General features: G+C 54.9%; 27 protein-coding genes. 1 reads left to right on the top strand and 26 read right to left on the bottom strand.

Translation table 11 applies throughout. From position 1 onward, the window contains the following. Positions 1-12: 12 nt before the first annotated feature. The 24 genes from ACP3TA_RS15595 to ACP3TA_RS15480 form a co-directional block, all read right to left on the bottom strand. Complete coding sequence (locus ACP3TA_RS15595; RefSeq protein ID WP_426784363.1) at positions 13-570, bottom strand: tail fiber assembly protein; 558 nt, start codon at positions 568-570, stop codon at positions 13-15. A gap of 2 nt (positions 571-572) precedes the next feature. Then, positions 573-2,201, bottom strand: a complete 1,629-nt coding sequence (locus tag ACP3TA_RS15590; protein ID WP_399611860.1) for a hypothetical protein — start codon at positions 2,199-2,201, stop codon at positions 573-575. Position 2,202: 1 nt separating this feature from the next. Next, the gene (locus tag ACP3TA_RS15585; protein ID WP_089191830.1) at positions 2,203-2,790 is read right to left on the bottom strand and encodes a DUF2612 domain-containing protein; all 588 of its coding nucleotides are present in this window, start codon (positions 2,788-2,790) and stop codon (positions 2,203-2,205) included. Position 2,791: 1 nt separating this feature from the next. Then, positions 2,792-4,039, bottom strand: a complete 1,248-nt coding sequence (locus ACP3TA_RS15580; protein ID WP_426784362.1) for a baseplate J/gp47 family protein — start codon at positions 4,037-4,039, stop codon at positions 2,792-2,794. Next, a complete protein-coding gene (locus tag ACP3TA_RS15575; protein ID WP_038875867.1) occupies positions 4,036-4,392 on the bottom strand; it encodes a hypothetical protein in 357 nt (118 codons plus the stop codon). The genes ACP3TA_RS15580 and ACP3TA_RS15575 overlap by 4 nt, the downstream gene beginning before the upstream one ends. Continuing rightward, a complete protein-coding gene (locus tag ACP3TA_RS15570) occupies positions 4,392-5,078 on the bottom strand; it encodes a Gp138 family membrane-puncturing spike protein (protein ID WP_060419437.1) in 687 nt (228 codons plus the stop codon). The genes ACP3TA_RS15575 and ACP3TA_RS15570 overlap by 1 nt, the downstream gene beginning before the upstream one ends. Position 5,079: 1 nt before the next feature. Beyond that, entirely contained in the window at positions 5,080-5,925 is an 846-nt protein-coding gene (locus ACP3TA_RS15565; protein WP_426784361.1) for a baseplate hub protein, read from the bottom strand. Then, positions 5,922-6,224: a phage baseplate plug family protein gene (locus ACP3TA_RS15560; RefSeq protein WP_164144127.1), complete on the bottom strand. Its 303-nt coding sequence runs from the start codon at positions 6,222-6,224 to the stop codon at positions 5,922-5,924. The genes ACP3TA_RS15565 and ACP3TA_RS15560 overlap by 4 nt, the downstream gene beginning before the upstream one ends. Next, positions 6,224-7,030 (bottom strand): phage baseplate protein, encoded by an 807-nt coding sequence (locus ACP3TA_RS15555; protein ID WP_164144125.1) that lies wholly within the window; start codon positions 7,028-7,030, stop codon positions 6,224-6,226. Before ACP3TA_RS15555 ends, ACP3TA_RS15560 begins: the two co-directional genes overlap by 1 nt. After that, positions 7,027-8,961 carry a transglycosylase SLT domain-containing protein gene (locus ACP3TA_RS15550; protein ID WP_204280857.1) on the bottom strand — a complete coding sequence of 645 codons (1,935 nt, stop codon included), beginning with the start codon at positions 8,959-8,961 and terminating at the stop codon, positions 7,027-7,029. Before ACP3TA_RS15550 ends, ACP3TA_RS15555 begins: the two co-directional genes overlap by 4 nt. A gap of 208 nt (positions 8,962-9,169) precedes the next feature. After that, the gene (locus tag ACP3TA_RS15545) at positions 9,170-9,574 is read right to left on the bottom strand and encodes a hypothetical protein (protein WP_049194151.1); all 405 of its coding nucleotides are present in this window, start codon (positions 9,572-9,574) and stop codon (positions 9,170-9,172) included. Beyond that, positions 9,574-10,011 carry a phage tail fiber protein gene (locus ACP3TA_RS15540; RefSeq protein ID WP_038875737.1) on the bottom strand — a complete coding sequence of 146 codons (438 nt, stop codon included), beginning with the start codon at positions 10,009-10,011 and terminating at the stop codon, positions 9,574-9,576. The genes ACP3TA_RS15545 and ACP3TA_RS15540 overlap by 1 nt, the downstream gene beginning before the upstream one ends. Beyond that, complete coding sequence (locus ACP3TA_RS15535; RefSeq protein WP_426784360.1) at positions 10,011-11,495, bottom strand: DUF3383 domain-containing protein; 1,485 nt, start codon at positions 11,493-11,495, stop codon at positions 10,011-10,013. The genes ACP3TA_RS15540 and ACP3TA_RS15535 overlap by 1 nt, the downstream gene beginning before the upstream one ends. Beyond that, a complete protein-coding gene (locus ACP3TA_RS15530) occupies positions 11,476-12,027 on the bottom strand; it encodes a phage neck terminator protein (RefSeq protein WP_426784359.1) in 552 nt (183 codons plus the stop codon). The genes ACP3TA_RS15535 and ACP3TA_RS15530 overlap by 20 nt, the downstream gene beginning before the upstream one ends. After that, positions 12,012-12,377 (bottom strand): hypothetical protein, encoded by a 366-nt coding sequence (locus ACP3TA_RS15525; protein WP_195879960.1) that lies wholly within the window; start codon positions 12,375-12,377, stop codon positions 12,012-12,014. The genes ACP3TA_RS15530 and ACP3TA_RS15525 overlap by 16 nt, the downstream gene beginning before the upstream one ends. Continuing rightward, the gene (locus tag ACP3TA_RS15520; RefSeq protein ID WP_038875748.1) at positions 12,374-12,853 is read right to left on the bottom strand and encodes a hypothetical protein; all 480 of its coding nucleotides are present in this window, start codon (positions 12,851-12,853) and stop codon (positions 12,374-12,376) included. The genes ACP3TA_RS15525 and ACP3TA_RS15520 overlap by 4 nt, the downstream gene beginning before the upstream one ends. Continuing rightward, complete coding sequence (locus ACP3TA_RS15515; RefSeq protein ID WP_038875751.1) at positions 12,854-13,324, bottom strand: DUF4054 domain-containing protein; 471 nt, start codon at positions 13,322-13,324, stop codon at positions 12,854-12,856. Between the two features lie 3 nt (positions 13,325-13,327). After that, positions 13,328-13,672: a hypothetical protein gene (locus tag ACP3TA_RS15510; protein ID WP_164144117.1), complete on the bottom strand. Its 345-nt coding sequence runs from the start codon at positions 13,670-13,672 to the stop codon at positions 13,328-13,330. A gap of 3 nt (positions 13,673-13,675) precedes the next feature. Then, positions 13,676-14,704, bottom strand: coding sequence for a major capsid family protein (locus tag ACP3TA_RS15505; RefSeq protein ID WP_122004106.1), 1,029 nt, complete (start codon positions 14,702-14,704; stop codon positions 13,676-13,678). After that, entirely contained in the window at positions 14,704-15,186 is a 483-nt protein-coding gene (locus tag ACP3TA_RS15500) for a structural cement protein Gp24 (RefSeq protein ID WP_038875760.1), read from the bottom strand. Before ACP3TA_RS15500 ends, ACP3TA_RS15505 begins: the two co-directional genes overlap by 1 nt. Before the next feature lies 1 nt (position 15,187). Then, positions 15,188-16,513 (bottom strand): DUF2213 domain-containing protein, encoded by a 1,326-nt coding sequence (locus ACP3TA_RS15495; RefSeq protein ID WP_060419454.1) that lies wholly within the window; start codon positions 16,511-16,513, stop codon positions 15,188-15,190. A 3-nt stretch (positions 16,514-16,516) separates the two neighbouring features. Beyond that, entirely contained in the window at positions 16,517-17,200 is a 684-nt protein-coding gene (locus ACP3TA_RS15490; RefSeq protein ID WP_197808277.1) for a phage minor head protein, read from the bottom strand. A gap of 40 nt (positions 17,201-17,240) precedes the next feature. Then, a complete protein-coding gene (locus ACP3TA_RS15485) occupies positions 17,241-18,782 on the bottom strand; it encodes a DUF1073 domain-containing protein (RefSeq protein WP_426784358.1) in 1,542 nt (513 codons plus the stop codon). Further along, entirely contained in the window at positions 18,782-20,401 is a 1,620-nt protein-coding gene (locus tag ACP3TA_RS15480) for a TerL protein (RefSeq protein WP_426784357.1), read from the bottom strand. The genes ACP3TA_RS15485 and ACP3TA_RS15480 overlap by 1 nt, the downstream gene beginning before the upstream one ends. Before the next feature lie 89 nt (positions 20,402-20,490). On the opposite strand from ACP3TA_RS15480, the gene ACP3TA_RS15475 reads away from it, so the two are divergent. After that, entirely contained in the window at positions 20,491-20,958 is a 468-nt protein-coding gene (locus tag ACP3TA_RS15475) for a GNAT family N-acetyltransferase (protein WP_142076251.1), read from the top strand. 219 nt (positions 20,959-21,177) lie between these two features. Here the strand turns inward: ACP3TA_RS15475 and ACP3TA_RS15470 are convergent, their stop codons facing one another. Then, positions 21,178-22,200 (bottom strand): terminase small subunit, encoded by a 1,023-nt coding sequence (locus ACP3TA_RS15470; RefSeq protein ID WP_426784356.1) that lies wholly within the window; start codon positions 22,198-22,200, stop codon positions 21,178-21,180. Between the two features lie 141 nt (positions 22,201-22,341). Further along, entirely contained in the window at positions 22,342-22,923 is a 582-nt protein-coding gene (locus tag ACP3TA_RS15465) for a DUF4145 domain-containing protein (protein WP_426784354.1), read from the bottom strand. Positions 22,924-23,251 lie beyond the last annotated feature (328 nt).

The following is a 23,251-nucleotide window of genomic DNA, read 5'->3' as shown; positions in this document are numbered from 1 at the left end:
CTATTCAGCCCTCTACCATGAGGGCTTTATTTTCGGTTCCGGCCACACGATTTTTTCAAGATCTGTGTTATCGCTGATCTTCTCGATCTCGTTAACGTAGTCCATCCATACCCGCAATTTGGCTTTCTCTTCATCGGTAGCCATACCCAATAGCAACTTGCTATTGAGGGTTTGCGTAACCTGGTTAACACGTGCGATACGACGTTCTTTCTCCCCCTGTAACATCTTGCGCTTTTCAGCAGAGCTGTAGGTGCGCTTAATCACCCTTCCGTCACGATATACCCACGTCATATCGTTGCACGCTTCAGGTGGGGTTTCGCTAATCGCCACCTCTGCTACTGAGTAACCAGGAGGGAAAATTGCTGTGACGTCTTTTGATATACAGACGATAATACCATTCTCGTCATACATGACCTTCAGCGTGTCTGGACTAAAATCCACCTGACAGGCGTACCAGTCTCGCCCATTTTTATCTCTGGCGTAAAGAATATCAGGTCTATATGCTGGCTCATTCTCTTCGGTGGATTTAAAATCAGGCTTGTAAATAGCAAAGTTTTCAAATTTAACCATGATTAAGAAGTCCCTATATTTCGCCAAGAACCATTAATTAAAACTTGGATATATGAATAAGAAGCCCAAATAGATGGGTTATAGTTGGCCCCAGACATACCAGTAAACACGCAACCGTCAGGAGCTCTAACTTGCCCCCCAGTATCAGGCTGGTTAATTCGTCCAGTGAGCCTGACGTTTTGGACAAGATTTTGATAAGCCCAGTTTTGTGCGTTGTTTTGCGCGTTCGATATATTTTGATTCAGCCAGTTGCTAAGGTAGCCTCCCCATTGAGGGCCTTCGACATTGCCGTCTGGGTGCCATGTAGTCCCGGCGGAGTTGCTTATAGCTGGCCAGCTCCCATTAAGAGAAAGCGAACCATTATTGTTAAATGCCGGATAGGCATCCAATCCCCCTCCGTGGATATGGAATGATAATGATCCATATTTCCCTACAGTCTCAAGATAATAAATATCTCCATATTGGTCACCAGCACCTTGGATATGCAGTCCGTTTGTTTGGTTAAAACTTTGCCCGTTACTTGTATAGGGGTTAACCCCTAACTTATTAATATATCCAGTATAATTAACCGAAAAACTTGTACCTACATTTATGGAGCCGTCACTGGTGGAGACAGCAAGCGGTCGCAGGTTATTAAATGTCCCCCACTGGTCACCAGCATTGGTGAGCATGAGATAGAGGGCATTGCCGTCATTACGCCAGAATGTACCGTATTGACCTGCAACGATCCTATAGGTGTCGGTATAAGTCGAACCTAGCGCACCACTCATTCTATCGCCAGTCTTAGCAACAGCGTTTACATCGGCAGCAGTAGGTTTAAACCTATCGGTATAAATTCTCGCCCAGGTAATCCCGCCAGCCTCTGCTTGTGAAATGCCGACATACGCCGCCAAATTACCGCCAACAACAGCAACGTAGCCTGAGGATGGTGCCGCATCCATAGGCAAGCATACAACGCCAGCTGATACGTTTCCGGACACTGCAGGAGGCTTATTGGCTGACGAAGCATTTACGCGGAAAAACTGCGCGATGTTACTGTAAGCGTCGCTTTTGGCTATTGGCCCGACACCCAAACCCGCCGTGCCCATTTCCATTACATTACCACTGCCAGTGCCGACGTTTTTCGTCGCAGCAGTACCGAGCTCAAGATTTTTCCGGCCCTCCGCTTTATTTTGTAAATCCGCCAGGTTTTGTGACTTTTGAAGAAACAGCCCATTGGGATCCGCCAACAGATTTTTCCAGCCCGCTGCACTGGCGCCATCCGGATCCGTTGTGTTCGCTTCAACTGTATTCCACCAGATTTTCGAGCCGTCAGCGCTTAATACCGTTGCGCCTTTTGCATATCCGCCGATAGCCTGAGCAAAAGCAGAATCAAAGGTATAATGGCCGCCGGCTTGAGAAAAACGAATTGCCGCAGTGATGTCGTTCAGCAGTCCGTTAAAATCCTTCCCGTGCGGTGGGATACCGCCAGCCGCGATTGCTGTCATTGTGAGTGGCGGAAAGCCAGAGTCATAGGCAGCTTTGCCCTTTTCCTTGGTTTCCTGCGTGGCATTATTGGGGATCGTGTTTTTGTCAGCTGTACCGCTGGCGAACGGCACTGCAATCTGACGCGGTTTATCTGTCAGTTTCATTTTATGCCTTCTGAATTATTGAAACGTTAATACCTGGCGGCGCCGGCAGCGCGCCGGAGGACTGGACGATAGCCAGCTCTGCGGTCGACAGTTCAAACTCGAACACATAGCTCATCTTCATTCCGCCATCGTTCTGGATATAGGCGCGCCCCCGATCGCCGAACATGTAACGCAACATCCGATTGATATTCGGTATTGAGCAATCGGTGATATTGCTCATGGCTTTCATCATGATCAGACGGCGATAGATCGGGTCCGCAAGTTCAATGGTCTGCGTTGTGCTCTCACCGCTATAGAACGGCGCCTGGTCAAATGGGCGGGGATCTGTCCGCGTTGGCGTATCCAGCCGCGCCTCACTGAACCCCAAATAATTAAAGTCGTCGTCGACCGTTAGCCGCCGGCTTACGTCCACAATTTTTCCCCACACATCGAGGCCATAGGTCTCTGCGGTTTCGATGTTCCAGATCAGATCGTAAAAATCATCGACGAACTTGTCGGGGGAAACGGCTTCGTTGAAGCTGCCGATCAGGGCGTTAAGGCGGGGGCTGGCGGCGTACTGTGCGAGCACAGTGGCGGCCACATTCTGCAATTTAGACCTCCTGCAGCTCTACGCTGATATTGTTCGGATCCAGCGTCGGAATTTCGTCGATTCCAAACTGGAGGGATGATGAAAAGGCGTTACCATCCCTGCTCAGTGCCAGGCTGAGAATATCGATGTTTGAAGGGTCAATGCTGTAAATGCCCGCATAGAATCGCCCGGCGGCCAGCGCAGCCGCTGCACGCGCACGATTGCCCCCATCAGCGCCATTGAATGCCGCGATCACTTTACCCTTTACCTGATCGGTAATGTCCGATGGTAAATATTCGCTTTTTTTCAGGATACCCCTCACTGACACGCTCACCGGCTTCAACCCTTGCCAGGTGATCACATACTCCGGGTATGGCGGCTCATAGCCGTCGGTATCTGCAATCGTGTATGAAGAATCACCGTTCATGTCGACACCGGGCGGCGCCTTGCGCCAGATAGCATCCGCGATATCCTCAGCCTTTCCGCCATATACGCCAACGTAGAACGAGTTTTTCTTCAATGTATATTTGGATGAGCCGACTTGTCTGTCTACCGGGGTCGGGTTATGCGTAACGTATACATCCACTACGTTGGGAACTTTGGCGAGGATCTCGCCGCGGATCGCGTTCAATGTGTTCCGGGCATTGTTGGCAACGGAATTGCGTCGGCGGTGCTCAAAGTCGGCTCTGCTCTCCTCATTGTTGCCCGGCACCCCGGCGGCGCGGTTCGTCACACCAGACCAGCCAGGGATCGCTTTGTAGACCTTGCTGAGCGCACCAATGGGGCAACCGGTCGGGCCTGTCGTGAGGTTCTGGAAAACCACATCAACGCTACCGGCGGCGCCGATCGTGGCATCGGACAGGCTGGCGTAGAGATACCCTGCTTCATCCTGTGCCAGGCTTCCAGCAGGGATCAGCGTATCCACCAGCCCTGAGCACGTCCCGGTTACTGTCGTGCCGGTGGCACCGATGCGGTCGAGGAAATAAACCCGGCCAATCGCATCCTGAAACCTGCCGCTGCTGTAGTCCGCGTTCACCTGGTTCGCGATCGCCAGCAACTGATCGTTCTTATCGGCGATGATGGCCGAATCGCTCATCGCCAGCTGTCCCTGTGGGCTCGTAAGGCTGGTCCCCATCGAGCTCCCCAGCGCGGTGGAGAAATCGGTTAGCCGGCCGTTTAGTATGTCCACCTCATCCGGCACCAGCAGCCCCGTTTTTGAAAACGTAACCGCCGGTACCGCAGTTGTGTAATTGGTGTTTTCATCCGTCATAACAGCACCGTGTAATCGTTGAAATTGGTATCGGTGATCGTCATTACGCCACCAATGCGGCGATCGCCATCTGAGACTGCCGTACACAACGCGCTGGAGACCGTCGGCAGTTTCATCGCCTCCTGCTGCATTTTTGTGTTAATCAGCTGCGTGCCGGGCCAATGGCCGAGGATCCGCGGGTAATAAGGAATTCCGAGCGTGTTGTCATACCAACACTCGCCAAGGAAAGTGCTGCAGGCGCACGCCACATCCTGCGCCACCGCATAAGGATTGTCCGTGACCGCCAGGTTGCCTTTGTCGTCCAGCATCAGATCCCAGGTATTCGTATCGAGAAGAAGTGAGCGAGTTTGCATCATGCCCCCTGTTGCGGTTTATTCGTCTGCGCGCTACCTGATTGCACGCCACCATGCACGTGGTCACCAAACTCGATGCCACCAATCGTGGCGCCGCCGGACAAGTCCGCTTTGCCTTTAGCTGTAAACTTCTGGCTCACCTCGGTCGCGCCGTTCAGTGCGATTTCCGGCGAGTTAACGGCAAAGCGCTTCGATGCATTGGTTTCAACATCCGGCGCATTCAGCGTGATTTTCCAGGGTGAAGTTACATTGATCTGCTGATCAGCAAACTCGACAAATTGCACCGGGTCGCCATTCAGCACACCACCCAGATAGATCGCATCTGACAGGCTGTGCGTGCGCCTTGATCCCGGCATCGCGGGCTGGCGCGTGGCTTTAACCCCGCTGATATCCCGATCGCAAATCGCTATGAACCCAATATCACCAGCTTTCGGTGGCATAATCACCGCACTTTGGCCACCCTGCAGACGCCATACCGGCACGTTGTAAATTACCTCATGCGGGATAGGTGAGCCGTCACCAGCGACGGCCATCACCATAGGGCGAATGTCCACGTGCTCCCCATTGGCATTGATCACCCTACCCAACGTGATAAACGCATGACGCCCCAGAAACTGGCGCATAACGAAGTCCTGCGCGTTGATATCACCATTCAGATCGGAGCCGTTTACATGAAAATTTTCCATATCAGCCCCCAGGTTGCCGCAACAATTCGCAGGATGTTGAACATTGGCCGCCCTCAATCCATGAGGTTAACGTGTGCATTGCACTGAGCACCGCATAGCGGCCGCTGGCGTTCGGGAGTGAGGTCACCAACGACAATTTGCGACCAATAAAAATATCAGGACAGAACAGACACGAAATGCTCAGCCCAACATTGGTAAAAATGGGATACCCGATTAATCCGTGGTCGGGAGAAACGAGCAATGCCGGCTCTTTTCGGGATACTCCCTTTGGCCAGATCGTCACCTTCTCCACGTTGATATCGATCTCGGCATCAACAGCCCGTGCCGCCTCGATCATCTGCTGCGTGATATCTCCCTGGAAATACGGATCGGGCAGTGTGCGTTTAACGCCCTGATTCTCATATTTCAGCCCCACTGATGATGCCATTGGCATCAAAATGTCATCGATCGAAACGGGACCTTGCGCACTGAATGGCGACACCTTTTTCGCCCGCAGATAAAACATCATGTTCGCCGTAATAATCAGCGGCACATCCGGCGCCTGGTTGTAATCCGCATATGCATCGCTGATAAAACCCTCGAAAATCAGACGGTCAGCAGCCCATACGCGGATCCGATTAGGCTTGGCCCCATCAATCCAAATCCCTTTGTAGCTCAGCGCCGCCATCTGCTGGGCCACGAGCCCCCACAGATAAAGCGTAATTTGCGTGCCGGCAATCCCGCCATAAGCCGCCAGGCTTATATAACAGCGCGCATTTTTGACGGTAAGCACGTTACCCCGATCGTCAAACGTTCGCCCCTCTGCCAGGGTAAACTCCACCCTGATATCCCGTTGTTGATAGCTCACGGCATTTCCTCCGCCGCAAGGTAGTAAAGTTTGAAACGCTCACCCAGGCCGGACCATTCAGGATCCGCGTTTCCCGCCAGGTCAGCGAAAAATAATTCGCCGGCGAATGGCAGATAGCCGTAACGTACGATCTTGTTGCCGTTCAGGCACAACACCCCCTGCAGGCAGGGAGTACCGTTAACGGTCAGATCGATATATAGCCCCGTGGTACGCTGTGCCAGACGAATTTCACAGGCCTGATTATTCAGGGAGACGGTGAATCGTTGAGACTTGAGGGGCTTGAGTACAATTTCCAGCATCAGGTTAAACTCCCCGCCAATTGCTTAACCGCCGCATCCAACTTTTGCGTCGCGCTGACGGTGACCTCTCCGAGAGGTTTGGTCACATCCTCGACCGCTGACGAAACCTTATCGGCAATGTTCCCAACCAATTCCGACGCCGAGCGCTGCACGCCGGAGGTCGCTTTCTTCACATCAGAAAGGGTGGAACCACTCGTTGAAGAGGTAACGAGCTCCGTTTTGGCGCTCGCTCCCTGGGTGATTTGATTATTGGTAGTGTCGGCCTGCGATGTCTCGCTGCTGACGGTCACCTCGGCCACGTCCTGCACGTCCTGAAAAACCGCCGTTACCGTAAGCAACGTCGGGCCGCCGTCGCTTCGGATCCGATAATCGTATTTGGTCAGGTCATAAGACGAATAGGTTTTGTCGGGGGTTTCGATGTCATAAACCTCCGCCGTTGTTCGCATCGTCTCCAGGGTGGCCAGCACGTCCGAGCGGGATGTCAGCGTGAGATTGGTCAGGTTCGGAAGCCCGCCTGAAAACCCTGTCCAGCCCTCCACGGTAAACGTAATGTGTAATTCTGCCGGCCGCTGCACCTTGTTGAACGACGTGTAACCACCTCGCTCGATCGGTGCAGTAGTGATCGACGCTTCGCCCCCCACTTCGATAACGACAAATGACGTTGGCGAAAAGGGCTTCGTGCCAACACTGGCGCCGGAGGCATAATAAATTCCGTATCCCGGTGCCAGCACGCTGTTAACGACAGACAGCAGGCCACCGCCCCGCACAGCATTCAGTACAGTGGCCTGATTCAGGGAAAACCTCATGTCGACACTCCCGATGCATACGCGCCCACAAAGCTGGAGCGATTAATTTTTTGCCTTGCGTCGTCGATGATCCCTTTCGTGCTGTCCGCCGGCGAATTCACCTGCAGAGTGCCGATATGGGTTGTTTCGGTGATCGTGGATTGCGAACCGCCGACCGGCTGGCGCGCCTGCGCCGCCATGCCTGCGCCCGGCTGAGGCAAATTCGACAACACCTTCGGCACGTATTCCCGCGTTTCCTGCGGGGCCGCGCCGAGCCCTTTGCGCTCAACATTACCCTGGCCCCAGTTATACGCCGCCAGCGCCTTACCCAGATCACCATCGAACATTTTCAGCAGCTGCGACATGTAGCGCGCTGCGGCATAGGCTGATTTCTCCGGATCAAAAACGTCATCGCCGACCAGCCCAAAGTCCTTCGCCGTGCCTGGCATGAACTGAAACGGCCCTTTGGCGCCCGCTTTCGATATAGCCTGAGTATCGCCGCCTGACTCCGTGATCACCATGCTGCGCAGCAGCCCGGCAGGGAGCCCGAACGTTTCCTCCAGCTTGCTGAGTTTCGGCTGCAGCCACGCCAGCATTTCCTCACCGGCCTTTGTTGGCTGTGGCCGGCGTACAGATTGAGCAAACTGCGTCGGAGCCTGGTCTTGCCCGTAACCATCACCACGCGGAAGATTGATCCCGAATGTATCCTTAACCCAATCGTGAGCGGATTTTCCCCACCCCTCTACCTTGTCACTGAATGGCAGATTGTTCAGGGCATCCGCAACGGGGTTATTTTTCAGCGCAGGGTATTTTTCCTCGAGGGGTTTAATGACAAACTCCTCAAGCGCCACCAGAGCTGCAATAAGGCCGGCAGGCCCCATCAGCGCCCCGCTGAGCCCTTTAAACAGGGAAAGCAGCTTGCCACCCACCGATGCGCTAACCAGCAGCAGAATGGCGTTCTGCCAGCCTCCTACCGCATTGGCGGCTTCACCGGCGATACCGACAATGCTCGACAGAACATCGAACACTCCCTGCACTGCGGCTTTGATTTCATCCGGGTGCTGTGCCATCCAGCTCGCCAGATCGTTCAGCCACGCGTTGAACTGTTTGATGTAAGGCAGCAGCGCGTTAAAGAGGATGTATCCCGTTTTCTCAAAGGCCTGGCTGATCTCTGCCCACTGCTGGCGAAACTTTCGCGCCGCCGCGATTGACTGATCGTCAACGCCTGAGCGCGCTGTAAATCGGTCAACATCGCGCAACGCATGGCCAGAGCCGAACCATTGCTGCGCGGCGTAGCCATACCCCAGCTCACTGCCATAGGCCTGCTGCTGATCCTTATTCAGGTTTGGAAACGCGGCTGCCAATTTGCGGACAATATCTTCAGTCCCATCCCGGCCCAGATCGATATTGGCGCCCGCCTGGTTGGCGGCCAGTAGCAGGCTTTGAAGTTGTGGATCCAGCCCAAGGCCAGATTTTAAGCGTGCCTTTGCATCGTTGATGCGGGAGAACGCGCCAACAATCTCATTGGCACTGACACCGAACGCCTCGCCCGCCTTGGTCCAGCCATCCAGCGATTTGGCCGACATGCCAAAAGCATCGGCCGCCGTCGCCAACTGGTTCAGGTTACTGGTGAACCCGGTAACAAAGCTTTTGAGGCCGCCCAGCGACAACGTGACGCCGGCCAGCGCCAGCACCTGGGCGCGAATACTGGAAAAGAACGACGCCGCCTTTTTGCCGCTGGCTTCCATGTCTTTGGCGGTTTTGTCGGCTTTTTTCCCGGTTTTATCCAGCGCCTCGCTGCTTTTCTTCTCACCGGTGTCGAACGCCTGCGCAACGTTCTCCATGACCGCTGTCAGGCGGTCAAGCCCTGCCACTACCGCCTGCTCGCCAGCGCTGAAGTTTTTGTCGTCAATACCCAGGGCGAGGACGAGCTCGTCAAGTACCATTGCCACTATTTCCCCTCCTGCATTACGCGTGCGTTATGGGCGTCCACCTGGATGATTTCCAACAAATCCCACAAGTCCTGCACACCAAGCACCGCATCCAGCTCGGCCTTGGAGGCTTTGCCGGCGGAAATCACGGTAGCGATGGTGTGCGGAACGTTGGTGTAATCGACAAGCCCAAACGGCCTGTCAGGATTGGCAAAACGAGGCGGTATATCTAGCGGCCGGCGGTAGCGAAAAAATCCACGTGCAGTTTGAACACCTCCGCGCGCAGGTTAAGGCGTGTGGCCACTTCATCGATATCGGCTTCAATCAAAGGGCGAACCACGGTTTTATCCGCTGGATTCGGCACGGCCTGAACACAGGTCATCAACTCATCAAGCAGCGGCTTGGCCTCATCCGGGGGGATCTTCGAAATCGCCTTTAAGCCCTCAACAGCCATCGCCGCGATCCCCATGCTGCGTAAATTATCGGGGATCTCGACGCCGCCGCGCCCCATCGCCATGAGCGCCCGCAAAGCCCACCATTCAGCCTGTGACGCCGACATTTCCTTGATATAGAAAACCTTGCCCTGATCGCGCCCGGCGGCGTCGATAGTGATAAACGTCTCTTTACGTGCCATCAGTTAAACGCCTCCGGAGTGATGGATTCCCATTCGATGATCGCCTGGCTGGCCTGCAGAATGCGGCCGGCATCCGGTAGCGCCTTCCACTGCTTCAGCACGCCGTTCACACATTTATATTTGCGCTTGAGCGCCGGCAGGATAACCGTTGCATTGCAGCGGAACACCGCCACGCTGGCGCGCGATGTGGTCGCCCAGGTATCGAACACGTCCCGGCTTTCCGAATCCGGCATAATGTAGATCGTCTGGTTGATGTTGCCGTAAATGAAGCCAGCCGATAACTTGCCGTCGGCGCCGCGCACCGTTTCCGCCAGGCTCAGCGCGTCGGTCCCGTAGATATTATCCGCAGCAAAACCCTGCAGCTGCACGCCTGACGGGTACAGGTTCATTACCGACAGCGTAATGATGGCGTCGGCAGAAGTGATGGTGTTGGACATTATTGAACCTCCGTCGATGCAATATTCAATTTCTGGATGCTGCCGCCGTCGCTGTACCACAACGCGCAGTTCGGGCTGGTGCGAGCAGGACGAAGGGCCGGCAGCATTTCACCGACATAGAGGTAGTACCCCGTCGCGAAAATTGTCGCCGACACGTCTTCCCCTACTGCGTTGCTGATCTCCAGTTTTTGCGCCGCGGACAGTGTCACCCCTGCACGAATGCCGCCCCATGCTTTAAACTGCTCGATCACATCGGTCATCGAGGTTGCAACCAGCGCGCGCCCGGCGTTGTTGTAGGGGATCGTCTTGTTGGATTTGAACAGCGCCAGCACCGCGCCCTGCAGGTTGGCGTTCAGCCAAATTTGCCCGGCGAAGCTGTCCAGCCATTTGAAATCGCCGGTGATCGAGCCATCTGCCCAATAATCCTCGACGATGTTATTGGCGGCGTACTTGCCGTAGAAGTTATAGCCATTGGCGATCAGCACGTCGTACTCACCCCCGCTGGTCACATCGGCCGCCAGCCCGTTGTATTCGCGGAATTTGAACGGCACGCGCCCTTCTGTGCGGGTAAAGTCCAGCGCAGCGGCATATCCCAATACGGATGCAGGTTTTTTGACGTCAGTGCAGAACACCGGCACGACACTCCCGTAATTGTTCACGGTGATGATCTTGTACGCGATGTGATCCTGATTGCCCGTAATTCGGGCTTTTTCGTTGGTGGTCCACGCCACATAGAAAAAGCGCTCCTCCTGCGCGCTGGCCCATGCGGACAACGCCAGGTGTTCATCATCCTTGCACTCGAAAACGGTCGAAAATGAGGCCCACTGCTGCGACTTGGCGATGATTGCCGTGAACAGCGCGGGAACCACTGCCGCCGGCGCCCCCTGGGAGATCTTGGCGCCGAGATCGCTGGTCATCTTCATGGGTGCCGCTGCGGTGCTGGTCGCATACGCGATAGTCGTCGCTTCCGGCTTGGCGCCGGCAGCAGTGATGATGAAGGCATTGTGCGTGGTGTCATATACCACCGTCGCCACGGCGGCCGTCAATGAGGTTTGCAACGCGGCGGCCGCCTCCGCAAAACTGGTTACCGCGCTGAAATTGACTTCCGCACTGGCATTCTTCCCGCTGATGCTGATCGTAAGCGTACCGGAGATTTTTTTCAGCTCCTCGACCGTCACCCCTTTGAACGATCCGCTGCGCAACCATGCTGCCGCCGGCGCGCGGTTGAATCGGGCGAACAGCAACGCCCCCGGAGATTTTGTCGCGTTGTTGTAGCTCTGAAAATACATGGATGCCATAACGTATTCGTCAGAGTCACCACCGAAATAATCGGCCACGCTCGAGGGTGACGAAAACGAAGGGACGTCGCCGATCGGTACGTAAGGGCTGTCGGTTAAAAGCAGGCCGTTGAGGTCGACCGCATTACCCACGGCGGATAGCACGCCCGGTTTGATTTTTACGTCTTTACTGATTGGAATTGCCATCGATGGACTCCGTTGTGGTCGTTTTGATGGTCACGTTGTCGAAGAACGCCAGAGGCGCACTGACCACCGGTTTGATTTGCGCGATGAATTCCAGCGTCCAGCGCGGTTCGTATTGCCACTCGCCGTTAATCATCGTGGTCTGACGGGGATCGCTACAGTAGAGCGGCGTTAAGACGCCCCCGGAGCAGCGAAAAGCGGAGGTGCCAAACTCCGAGCGGATCAGCGTGGCGAACATCAGGGAATTTCGCTCCGCGCTGTCGCCAAAGAAATCAAGCTGACATTCCCAGCGCGTGGTGCGCGTGATGTGTTGCGTACCCATTCCGGCCGCCGGTGGCGGCGTGTACTTCACCACCGCCGTAGACAAACCGGCGGAATTCAGCGAAGTCATCGCGATAAATTCGCCCTGTGGCATCGACACCCCGTTTTGCTGAGTGCGCTCGATCTGCGCATCAACAAAAAGCCCCTGGAGAAAATCGCCAAGGGCTTTATAGAGATCGCTTTCAGTGATCGAGAGCGTTACGTTTGCAGACATGCAACAACCCTCGTCCAATCCGGCCAGTTCTCCGGCACCGCCACCACAAGCCACGTTTCGCCCGCGATGACGAATTTGTCACCGCCGACCTGCTTCGGTCGGCTCACACCGCACCAGTTCCCGTTCGTATAGATGGACGTGAACACCCCCTGAATATTCAGGTTGTCCAGGTGGCGGATATCGCCCTGGGTAACAGCCTGTTTTTGTACCATCATCGAAATGGGCGCGTCATAGGCCGGCGCCCGGGAATAATCCTCACGTTTTTCGGCACCGAGCGATCGATAAATCTGCGCCTCAACGAAGGGATTAACTGCGCCGACGGCGCGCGAAACAATACCGTGCAAATTCACTCATCACCTCCATCAACGGCATAGTCGACGCTGTTCTGCATGTGGCCAGTGTCGACCAGCGGCTTATCGAACCCTTTGCGCTTAATGGTCGATTCCGCCAACGGCGGAGAGTTGAGCTCCCGGATAGAGTCCTGCAGCTGGCTTTTTATCCGCTCCCCCATCAATCCAAGCGCTAACCGCGCGTCATAATTTGATGAACGGATAAGCTGCGAAAACTCACCGGGCCACTGCGCACTGTTGGCTGAAATCATGTTGCGGAAAAAAGGCCGCGGCAGCTGAAAATAGGACTCCCCGGCCTTGGTCATCACCATTTTTCCGAACTCGTTCGCGGCGGCCACCAGCGCAACCGGGGTCCCGTCCTCATAGGTCGCATCGGCCAAAAAACCCACCTTGAGGCTCTTGCCCGAAGACAACCCGTCGGCAATTTGCGCCAGGCGCGCTTTAAACGCGGCACCGCCGCGAACACTTGCACCCATTTAGCGCCCCCGCCTGACCGGCCGATAGTAGTGATCTGGATAGCGCGATGGCGATGAGCCCGGGTGATAAACCATCGTCCTGTAGGGCGCGGTCGCTTGCCAATAATCCGCGCCATAGGGAGTCTGCAGATACCACCATGACTGATCGTTACTGCCGGCGCTGTCCACCGATACAGAAACCGATCCCTCTGAGGCACTGGTAATGCGGCCAACAAGGCCGCTTCCCTGACCGCCCGACTGTCCTGAACCAAATCCGCGCAACGCACAGAGATGAGCAACAAGCAGGAAAAATAACTGCTCGCGCTCTTTCAGATCCTGCACTTTGCTTTCATCGGTATTATCGAGGTAGAGGGTCGAGGCCTGATTGAACAGCGCCTCGAGCAGGTCATCACTTGGCGCCGATCCGCATCCCGTTGCAAACGCCGGGTAAAGCGCCCGAAATGCCTTGATGTTGAAAACCACGGCGCCCATGCATTACTCCTTTTTATTCATCGCTTCATCATCACGCTTGATCCCCGGCGCCGGGTTGTTCTGCGGCAATGGGTCAAGGCCTGACTTCAACTTTTCCTGCTCTTTGGCCTGCGCACGGGCGCTGTTGCCATTGTCCTGGGCGAAGATCACACCGTTTTTTACATACGGTTGATCTTTGTGGATCTTCAACCAGGCATCCCACAGTTCCTTATCGACCGGTGTGAGGCCATAGCCGCCGATAATGCGCACATCTTCGCCGCGGTAACCCGCGACCGCCTGCTGATGGCCGTCGACTTCCAACACCAAACCGTTCGGCAATTTGCAGCCAACTGTTACTTGCTCTGCCATCTTTTAAACCCCCAACATTTGTACGTAAGCCAGCGGTTGGCGAATGATCGCCCCCCAGGTACCGGCGGATTTTTTCTGGTGCCAGGCTGAAGACTCCGTCACCACGGCGTGCGCGCGCATTTTCTCGGTGAACGCACAGTAACCGGTGTCGTTCTCCCCCAGACGCTCGGCAATCAGCTGAACCACTTCACCCGCATCGCTGGAATACTCCACCGCCGTTTCGATGGTCATACCCGGGAAGTTTTTCTGCAGCAGGTCTGCAACGTTGACCTTGTATTGGTTGGTCTTCGTCAGGTTGGCTTCCGACAACGGAGACATATTCAGCTTCATCTTGTCGGTTCGCTCGACATACCCTTTGGTCTGACTGACGAGCTGCTTGTACAGCTTGACGATGTCGTTATAAATCGCCTCGGCGTCCTTATCGTCCCATTTCAACTTACCGCCAACGTCAATCGGGGTAATCGGCGCCGACAGCGATGGATCGTTCAGCAGGCCGTAGTTCTGCAAACCCTCGATGCCGTAGAAGTAGGATTTATTCTGGAACTTGTTCAGCACCAGGGCAGACGCGACATTCAACTCCGCCGCCCAGCCGATGCGCGCTGCGCCGTACATATCCAGTTCGCGTTCACCCCAGCGGGTGTGCGTCTGGTAGTGGTAGCTCTGGCGTGGCACCCAGTTTGCGTTCGCGGTTACCATGCCGTTGTTGTTGTAGTCGCCGTAAGAGCTGGTGTCACCGGCTGATTCCACGATCGGGAATTGAGTGGTCAGCGTCGTCCAGTCGCCCTTTTTGGTTTCGCCCAGGATTTGGGCTGCTTTCATCGGTGTCACCAGCACGCGAATTAATTCTGGATCAACGTAGTTGGTGAAATAGGCCGGCACGCCGGAGTTTGAGACCGTTACCAGATTAGGCTGCGCATCCATCGCCAGCGCGAAATCGCTCGCGTACTCCGGCGGCAGGTAAGCCTGCGCGCCCGGCAGGATGATGCCGTAATCGCGGCTGGCGGTAGCGTAATGCTGCTTAAATTTATTCATCACTTGCTCCAGGTGCTGATTTTGATACGTTCTTTGGCCGCCGCGGCGCTGGCCACCGAGAATGCCGTTTCCGCAAAGCCTTCAATGGTCGCGCCGGCGGCACCGGTAGCAATCTCGCCGGTGGTCAGTGACGCAAACACTTTTTGGCCGACAGTGGCCGCTGTCGTGGTAACCGCCCAGTAATCACCGCCGGTGTGCAGCGTGCACTCTCGCCCCGGCTGGATCACGTTAGACGCCGCGCCCAGCCATTCAACGATTGACGCCTGGCCATCGCGAGGAACAAACCCCGACGGCGCGCCAGTGCCTTTGTTCGATGCCACGCCCTTCACCACCCAGGCAAATCGCCCAATGGTTAACCCGTCGGCACCGGTGACCAATGCCCCCTCACCGGCCACATAGCTGGTGTATGGGTTGTTACTGGCAAAAGCCCCCTCAATACCCGGAGCCGGGTATTGGTTAATGCTCGTCTGAAATCCTGACATGTTAATAACCTCGTTTAAGTTTGCCGGCGGTAGGGAAGTCGGCAGCGAAAGACGATGCAGCCGCGGAGTCATGGGCCAGCTTCGGCGCCTTGACGGCCTGTTTTTGTTCTACGGCATACTTCACCATGCTGCGGTAAGCGCTTGGGTGTACGTCGGTGATATCGATCCCGGCCTGTTCGAGCGCGGTGCGGTAAACCTCCTCGGCGGAGTCCATCGCCACCACGTCACCAATCAGAGGACGCACCTCACTTTCAGCGGTGCGAACCGCCTGGAAGTTTTTCGCCGCCGCCTTGGTGGCGTTGTCAGCCGCCAGCCTGATAGCTGCGTCCATCGCCGGTTTGCTGACCGTATCGGGATTCGGTTTTACCGGGTCTTTTGCTGGATCGTCCGGGGTGTCATCCGCCGCCGGCATCAGTACCGCTTTGATTTTTTCCAGCACTTCCTCCGGCACTTTGTCGGACAACAGCGCCAGGATGCTTTCCAGTGGGTTTTCCGTATCAAACGCTGGTCCGTTCTCTTCCGGCTCGACCACTTCTTCGGCGGCCTCCATCAGTTCGGCAAGCTCGGCCGGCTCGATTTCCATATCCTGCGCCAGGCGGCCGGAAAACGCGGATTTGACCGCATTCGCGATCGCGTTGGGGCGTTTATGCTGGCCCACCAATTGCGTGAGGTCTTTCGGCGAGGCGTCTTGCGCCAGGCGAGGTTTAAGATAGGCGCCCAGCGCTGCGCGCATGGCGACACCCTTACGATTTAATTTCATGTTTTGTAACTCCTTCGGGAGGCAATCAAATACCAGCACATCGGATCCGGCCCGGCCGTCACCGACCAGCGCCACGTGGTTACCGACGATATCCCGCATCACGCCGTCAAATTTGACGCCATCCGGGGTAACGCCTGGGGTCATGTCAGCGACGTACGCATACGACGATGACAGTTCTCGTTGCTCGTCGGTCTCGATACCGGCGATGGCGGAGTTGTCCCAAATCGACAATCCGTTTGTTAGGTAGGTGCCATCAAAATCACTGTTGGCGTGCGTTGTCCCCACCCGAAGCTCACGCGCGGGCGCGCCTGGGTAATCAGGCTTGTGTCGGCAAAGGATGGGGATGTTATTGAAGGTTTTCGCTGCCTTGCGCAGCTCGTCGGGGTCGCGGTACAGCATGTACAGCCGGTCGGGCTCAAGTCCTAGCGCCTCGGAATTCGGGATTTCTCGCCCGTAATAGCCGCACACGTTGGCCTTGCTGATGTTGCTGCGTTCTACCTGCAGCCGTCCGACCTTATCAATTTGCCGCACCGAACCCCGGTCAAATGCCAGTCGTTCAGTCGTCATTCATTACTCCAGTCCCGGTAAAATCGCCTCCCATCCACACCTGCAACGAATTTTTTCCCCTGGCATGATCCATTCGCCATCGATAAACATGCCTTTGTCCAGATCGAATTCTTTGCCGTCGGCTTTCACATGGGAGATGCGCGGTTCTTTCCCTGCGTGGGAATGGCGCCAGCGCCCTCGGCGGAAGCCAAGCGCACGCTGGCGCGCCGACTGCATGGCAGACGTTGCCTTGTTGTTCTGATCCAGCGCGATAAAAGCCGCCCGGCGCCGGGTGACGCCATAGCGCTGTTGCAACTCTTTGGTAAGGGTGCCGAGATCACGCCCGCGGGATACCGACTGCATTACCAGCGTTTCGACCTGCGTGAGGTATTGCTGCGGAATGGAGCGGATCAGGTTGACGTTCTCGGTGATGGTCGCCTGCAGCGCGTTGTTCATTTCCGCCGTCATTTTGAATGGCACCGTGAAACCGGCCTGCTGCAATGCAGTGGAAAGCGACGCATCGCTATTCTTCAACACATCAGAAGCGAAACGCTCAGCCAGTTTCCCGGCCAGCACATCGAATTTTTTTCGCCAGCGCCGCGACAATTTGCGCATGGCATCGCGCATCATGATCGCCGGTGAGGCATCCTGCGCCAGCCCGGTCTGACGGTATTCGGCGCGCAACCAATAAAGCGTGCTGTTGTGCAGCTCCTGCACCGCCCTATCCAGCTGCCGCCGGTACCAGGCCTCAATCCCCGCGTTGGGTCGGATCTGACGGAGGGTCTTTTTCCGACGCGCTTTCCTCGAGGTTGAAGTTTTCGTCGTCTTCGTCGTCAATCTCAATCTCCCCGCTTAAATCCAGACCGCTGTAGGGGCTGTTCGGATCAGAGGCCAGTTTTTCGCGCACTTCGTTATTCGTCACCGCGCCGATACTCTCGTAAATCTGGTCCGTCTCCGCTTCTGTTTTGCGGATGGCGGCCTGCTGTTCACGCGTCATTTCGTGCAGGGATTCGAATTCAAAGGTGATATCCGGATCGATGTCGCCAAACTCCGACAGCTGGATAATGTCCATCACGCGCTTTATCGGGTGCTTGAGCAATCTGGACGCGCCGGCTGCTATCGTGTCGTAGAACACCTTGATCTCGCCCTCGCTCGAGGCATTCAAACCCGTGGGGCTAAGGCCGGCGAACTTCACCGACGGGATCGCGCTGACAAAGAACATGTGCTCTTGTGCCTGCGCCTGCAGCGTATCCAGCCCACTCAATGGCGTATTGAACTGGAAGAACTCCTCCTGTTGCTTGTCCAGAATCAACAAGCCGCGTGTGTCCCGCGTGCGGTTATACAGCTCCGCGCGCTTGGCATAGTTGGGATCGTTCTTTCCGCTTAACGCATTCCCCATGTTCGTGAGGATGCCGCTCAGGGAGAAGGAATGAAGCACATCACCCACGCTATCGCGGGTACGCAGCCAGTTATTGACGTAGGGCTCGGCGATTTGCGTCAGCGACAAGCCACCGAAGTTATAGGCCGGCTTCAACATGTCAGGCACCGGCCGGGAAATCAGATCCAACATGCGGCTGGCGTGTACGGTCTTACCCATCACGAACCACTCCGCCGGCTTGTAGAAATCATCGCTCAGCGGGTTATCGGCGTTGTAGATGCCTGGGTAGGTCCATACCGGCTCAATCACGCGAAAGCCCACCAGCGAGCCGGGCGTGATTTTTTTGTTGGACAGGAACAGCCGGGATTGCAGCTCCTCCGGATCCGTCCATGCGGACAAACCGCGCGGGGAACGCACATCGATGTATATCTGGCCGCGGCCGAAAAATCCGTCGTGCTCAATAGCCAGGCGGAAAATATCCTGCACCTTGTAGCGCTCCATCGCCTTAACGAGCAGCGCGATGCGGTCAGCCTTGCTTTCATCCCCGTCACTGGCCGCTTTAACCTTGATCCATTTGCGGGTCATTTCCTCGGCGATCACGCTCACCATCCGGCGATATTCCGGCAGTTGGGCGAGTTGCGCCAAATAGGGGTAGCCAGGGAAGCCGCCGAAAACGTAATCGGGGTAGCTGCCGTTCAGTGAATCGTATGGCGTTGCATCCATCGCAAGAATCGCACTGCGGATACAGTCGGGGATAACACCGGCCGGCGGTTCGTACTTCTCGAACTCACGCCGCTTTTTGTGTCCGACCTCGGCGAGCATCTCGTCGCTGATCGCAATCCCTGGCGATTTTGGCGCCTCCTGCACTGGCGGCGCCTCGCCACTCGTTTTTGTTCGCTTAAAGGGCCACATCAAATACTCTCCAAAAAGTCGTCGGAAATGAGCATTGGCATTTCCATTGGGGCGTAGGCGATCATTGCCGAGTCGGCGAGGTTAGGTGATTTGGTGCCGTCAGGCTTTTTATCAACCACGATTTTCCCCACACCATTCACCGTGTAAGTGGACTGGGATAATTCAATAACCAGCTTGTCCTTTTTTTTCATCGTCCCAGAGATGGAAATGATTTCGTCAGGATCAAATTCCATCCCTTCAGTCACTGCGCGGTAGGTTTTTTGGAACCGGGTACGCAGTGACCACCATCCCTGTGCTTTGGCATTGGCGAAAAAGTCCTTGTTAAGGCGGGCGGGCCGTCCGTTATCACCACGAACAGCTTCGCCTTCGGGATCGAATACCGCGCCGCTACCGCGGAATGGCACAGCGACAATTGTCGGTATGTCCTCGGCTTCACGGTTTTCGTTTATTACCCGTGCATCGCCGCGCGCCCCGGCTCCCAAACCGTCTGAGTCAAACCGGAAGTGATCAAGCAGTTGCTGATCGCAAATGTTAAAAGCTTTCTGAACGGTTCCAAAAATGTCGTCGCCCTTCCCCGACCACTCGTCGATATCCTCCAGGAGGAAGCCGTGACGGGACGTAAAGGCGTTGGTGTCCTTGCCTTCATCGGCAACATCCAGCGCTCCCATGCGCACGCCCGTTGGCTCGATGCCAAGCGCGATGTGAGCGTCGATCGCCGCCTGCACCCATGCAGACGGGATCAGCACGCCCTCGACGGATGCGCTGTAGTTGATGTCGATTTCTTGTGCCACGGTGACCGCGTCGAGTTCCTCTACCTGCTTGTCGTACCAAGCCTGGTCTTTGCGAGGGTCATCACGCCAGTGGAACGTAAACACGTCGATCTTGCCGCTATGACGGCGCTCAGCGAAGGAGTTTGCCATGCCGTTCGGCGTTGAAATATCCTGCCGGCAGTTGGTGGTGGCAGACAGCGACGCATCAACCAGATAAGGCCGCTCCAGGAACGCAGATTCGTCCACGATGTAGAAACTGGTGCGGTCACCACGCCCGATGCCGTCACCGGCCTCACCGGTCATTGCTGATTCGGTTTCCGGGAACAGGATACGCATGTGCGGCGCGTGCTGTTTGGCACTCCAGCCGCCGCGAAACTCTACCGGCAGCAGGCAAATGAAGTTACGGGCTTTGTCGAACAGCGACTTCGGTGAGCCGATTTTATCGACATACTCCTCTTTGCGAGAGCCGAAGCCGGCAAAGACACCACGATTGAACAGGCAGAGCGACGACGCCATCCCTACCGTCAGCCACGACATGCCCATGTCGCGGGTTTTCTCCGTGATGCCGGGTTTTGATGCCCGCCAGTGCTCTACAAACCACTGGATCCACTCCTCCTGCTTTGGGAACAGCAGAAATGGGATACGCGCCGGTAAGCCACGCTCGACGTTGCGCGGGTCAACCGTCATTCCCCAATCAATGATGAACTGGGCCGGGTTGTCCTTATAAAAGGCCTTCATGATTGGGAGCGATTCAGGATTAGCCCTGATGCGCTGCAGGCGCTCCATCCGCCATTCGAACACCTGGGTGTAATCCGGATTTTTGAAGTCGAACGGGAATGGGATCGGCATAACAGAAATACCCTTAACTAATACGATTGAGTTTTTTTGTCTTATAATCAAATTTTTAACACAGCAAAAAGGACAAAAAAGTGGCAAAGATGACCGACCCACATGATGCTTTGGTTAGCTATCAGCAAGCTTTAGAAAAGGCGGAAATAGCGCCGCAAAAGTGCAAATTACACCCTGAACTTTCGCTCTTACTTGACGATGCAAATGGAACTCCCCGACTGACTTATGCTCTTGTACAAGATGGCAAAGCCAAAGGAATTGTCATTTACTTATTCGCAGAACCTCTGGAAGGGAAGCATTGTTTTGGCATAGGATACGCCGTAGCGGAAGAGTTTAGAAATCAAGGCATTGCAAAGAAAATCATTCAGATGAGCATCGACGAGATGCAAAATGGTTTTAAAGATAAACTTTCCGATTTTTATGTTGAAGCTATTGTTAGTGCATCAAATGTTCCTTCGCAAAAAGTGGCAGCCCGGTTAATTTCATCTTCACCTAAGGAAGTAACAGATCAGTATTCGGGTCAAGCTGCCTATCAATATGTGCGTTTGATTAATTAATAGACTGATTACTTATAAAAAGGGCAATACAAGCCCTTTTTAACATAATGATGGTTACCCGCACCGCCGTAATAGCACTCATCACCAGATCCCCTTCAACCGCCTATTTCTGCCAAACTTCGAGCCAGACCGTTGAAAACGGACTGCATAAACAGCGCATAAAACACGGGTGTTTTTGCATAGTGCCAAAATTGGATTTTCGGGCTGTTTCTGGCAGTTTTACCCCATCAGCTTGCGGTAGGCCTCTGCAGCTTCTTCCGGTGTCAGATTGACGCTTTCGGTTTTGACAGGGCCTCCATCCGGACCACTCAGTTCAGTCTTGTTTCTCACCATCCCCAGGTGCTGCGCCACCATCTTCAGCGCGTCATCCTGATTTCGGGTGATCACTTCAATTCCGAACTTGCCCTCCTTAATGCCAGCGAAAAGCCGCCGGGCGGCGCCGGTCAAATCTCGAGAGTCGTGGAAGTGCGCGCGGCCAACGCCAGCGCCATTGCAGCGAGGGCATTCAGGATTGGGATCCAACATCGCATCAAAGCCGTAACCACCTCTGTCGGATGGCTCAGGCTTATTCGCGGCTTTAGCCTTCACCGCCGCCTCCTCGTGCTCCACCGCATCCATCCACTGATACTGGTGGCCGAAGCCCCAACAATAACGGCAGCATAACCGGCGGTACTCAGTGATCTGGTTGACGTCGGCCGTGGCGATGTCCCACCACATTTTCAGGACTGCATCTTGGGTGATCTGGGTGCGAAGTTCGCGAGCAGCCAGCGCGTCGCTGATTGCCCTGTTCACCTTAGCGTTTCTATACATGCGGCTGGCGCTGACATATGCCGTGTTGCCTTCGCCCTTCCCACCCGCGCGTTTGTATGCCGCCGTCCTGTTCAGATCGATGAGGTACTCATTCACGAAACGCCACTGCATATCGTTTAACCCGTATTTGCGCGGGTCTAGGCCTGGCGTATCGTCATCCCCATAATCGGCATAAGGATTGATGTCATTATCCGGGGCGACTGCTTCTATGTTGGCTTTGGGACTGGTACGCACCTTTCCATTATGCGTACCGCTTTTGCGTACCTGCGTACCCTTTTGCGTACCGCTCTTTCCCTTGCGTACCCAGCCATGCTTTTTAGCGCGCTTCCTGATTGCCCCCTCACTGATGCCGTATATCTCTGCCAAGTCGCGGAGAGAAAGTTGACCGGCACAGTAATCGCGCTCGAGGCCGCTTTCTTCCGGTTGTGACATAACGTTCTCCGAGAATAAAAAAGCCACGGGCAACCATGATCTGAGTGATCGGTGGGTGTCGCCTGTGGCTTTGCTTGCGCATTACGCAGCACCTGGATAGATGCTCTGTGATGGACAATAAAAAAACCCGCCGTAGCGGGTCTAGTGTTTGACAGCCTTTCTTTCCGCCTGCTTTGCTTTGGCTAGTTCCACAATTTTGCTCGTTCTTCTATGGCGTTCCTCTCTTTCGACGTACCAATCTTTGAGCAACACTTCTATAAGCTGGATGAGTAACTCAGCCTCTTCAGGTTCGACATCTACAATTAAGTTGATGTCTCTTTCCATGTGAGCACCAATATTTCCAATACTTCGAATGGCGTTAATGGCTTCCCATGTCCCGTGATCTACCTGACCCTCTATAGCATTAATTTCATCAACCAACCTTCCAGCTTTAACCCCCCAAAAGTCCCTTATCATTCCCTGTATACACCGTCTAGCTAGTGTTGCAGATGCTTTTGGGGATAAGTTACATATCAGTGCAGCTTCTTTGTAATCATCAAGGATGACTTTAGGAATATAATCTGGAAACACCTTGACTGCTGCTTGGGGCCTCAACCTCCAGGTATCTAGTTTCTGTTCAGGGTTCCACCGCCCATCTCTGAACTTAGCTGTCATTAAGTTAGATGAAACCACAATCTCTTTGCACTCTTCATTAGGGCACAGTGCTATTGAAGAAATCATCATAACCTTGCCATATCGAGTGTCCTCTCGAAAAAGCAAAGATTCTGTAGCGGAAAGAACCGCATTCGCAGTTGCTATTTGTCCGCAATATGGACAAATCCAAGATGCCATGTTTACCTCTAAGTAGATAAGTGACCTCTTAATTTAACACTAAATTTAATAGTTTAATAAATTGTTGTTTACTTACCGTCTCTCCGGCTGTCACACCGTTTCTTCTACCACGGCTGATGTTTCCGCTATGACCGCCCCCTAGCTCGAGGGGTATTAACCGTTTTTGATTTCTCCCACCCGCTCGCCGTGAGGAGCCCGGGTCGTGGCTAGGGCAGGAAAA

The organism is Serratia sp. 2C06, from assembly GCF_050037615.1.
Classification (GTDB): Bacteria; Pseudomonadota; Gammaproteobacteria; order Enterobacterales; family Enterobacteriaceae; genus Serratia; species Serratia ureilytica.
The sequence above is the reverse complement of the archived record's forward strand: the minus strand, read 5'-3'. Positions and strand labels throughout refer to the sequence as shown.

Excerpts from the sequence above, each read along its gene's own strand:
- ACP3TA_RS15560 (WP_164144127.1), bottom strand. The coding sequence starts at position 6,224 with ATGCTGGAAATTGTACTCAAGCCCCTCAAGTCTCAACGATTCACCGTC.
- ACP3TA_RS15545 (WP_049194151.1), bottom strand. The coding sequence starts at position 9,574 with ATGGCACGTAAAGAGACGTTTATCACTATCGACGCCGCCGGGCGCGAT.
- ACP3TA_RS15495 (WP_060419454.1), bottom strand. The coding sequence starts at position 16,513 with ATGACGACTGAACGACTGGCATTTGACCGGGGTTCGGTGCGGCAAATT.
- ACP3TA_RS15510 (WP_164144117.1), bottom strand. The coding sequence starts at position 13,672 with ATGGCAGAGCAAGTAACAGTTGGCTGCAAATTGCCGAACGGTTTGGTG.
- ACP3TA_RS15475 (WP_142076251.1), top strand. The coding sequence starts at position 20,491 with ATGACCGACCCACATGATGCTTTGGTTAGCTATCAGCAAGCTTTAGAA.
- ACP3TA_RS15580 (WP_426784362.1), bottom strand. The coding sequence starts at position 4,039 with ATGACGGATGAAAACACCAATTACACAACTGCGGTACCGGCGGTTACG.
- ACP3TA_RS15515 (WP_038875751.1), bottom strand. The coding sequence starts at position 13,324 with ATGGGCGCCGTGGTTTTCAACATCAAGGCATTTCGGGCGCTTTACCCG.
- ACP3TA_RS15540 (WP_038875737.1), bottom strand. The coding sequence starts at position 10,011 with ATGTCCAACACCATCACTTCTGCCGACGCCATCATTACGCTGTCGGTA.
- ACP3TA_RS15570 (WP_060419437.1), bottom strand. The coding sequence starts at position 5,078 with ATGGAAAATTTTCATGTAAACGGCTCCGATCTGAATGGTGATATCAAC.
- ACP3TA_RS15480 (WP_426784357.1), bottom strand. The coding sequence starts at position 20,401 with ATGCCGATCCCATTCCCGTTCGACTTCAAAAATCCGGATTACACCCAG.
- ACP3TA_RS15520 (WP_038875748.1), bottom strand. The coding sequence starts at position 12,853 with ATGGGTGCAAGTGTTCGCGGCGGTGCCGCGTTTAAAGCGCGCCTGGCG.
- ACP3TA_RS15505 (WP_122004106.1), bottom strand. The coding sequence starts at position 14,704 with ATGAATAAATTTAAGCAGCATTACGCTACCGCCAGCCGCGATTACGGC.
- ACP3TA_RS15530 (WP_426784359.1), bottom strand. The coding sequence starts at position 12,027 with ATGTCTGCAAACGTAACGCTCTCGATCACTGAAAGCGATCTCTATAAA.
- ACP3TA_RS15590 (WP_399611860.1), bottom strand. The coding sequence starts at position 2,201 with ATGAAACTGACAGATAAACCGCGTCAGATTGCAGTGCCGTTCGCCAGC.
- ACP3TA_RS15465 (WP_426784354.1), bottom strand. The coding sequence starts at position 22,923 with ATGATGATTTCTTCAATAGCACTGTGCCCTAATGAAGAGTGCAAAGAG.
- ACP3TA_RS15595 (WP_426784363.1), bottom strand. The coding sequence starts at position 570 with ATGGTTAAATTTGAAAACTTTGCTATTTACAAGCCTGATTTTAAATCC.
- ACP3TA_RS15470 (WP_426784356.1), bottom strand. The coding sequence starts at position 22,200 with ATGTCACAACCGGAAGAAAGCGGCCTCGAGCGCGATTACTGTGCCGGT.
- ACP3TA_RS15535 (WP_426784360.1), bottom strand. The coding sequence starts at position 11,495 with ATGGCAATTCCAATCAGTAAAGACGTAAAAATCAAACCGGGCGTGCTA.
- ACP3TA_RS15555 (WP_164144125.1), bottom strand. The coding sequence starts at position 7,030 with ATGAGGTTTTCCCTGAATCAGGCCACTGTACTGAATGCTGTGCGGGGC.
- ACP3TA_RS15500 (WP_038875760.1), bottom strand. The coding sequence starts at position 15,186 with ATGTCAGGATTTCAGACGAGCATTAACCAATACCCGGCTCCGGGTATT.
- ACP3TA_RS15575 (WP_038875867.1), bottom strand. The coding sequence starts at position 4,392 with ATGCAAACTCGCTCACTTCTTCTCGATACGAATACCTGGGATCTGATG.
- ACP3TA_RS15485 (WP_426784358.1), bottom strand. The coding sequence starts at position 18,782 with ATGTGGCCCTTTAAGCGAACAAAAACGAGTGGCGAGGCGCCGCCAGTG.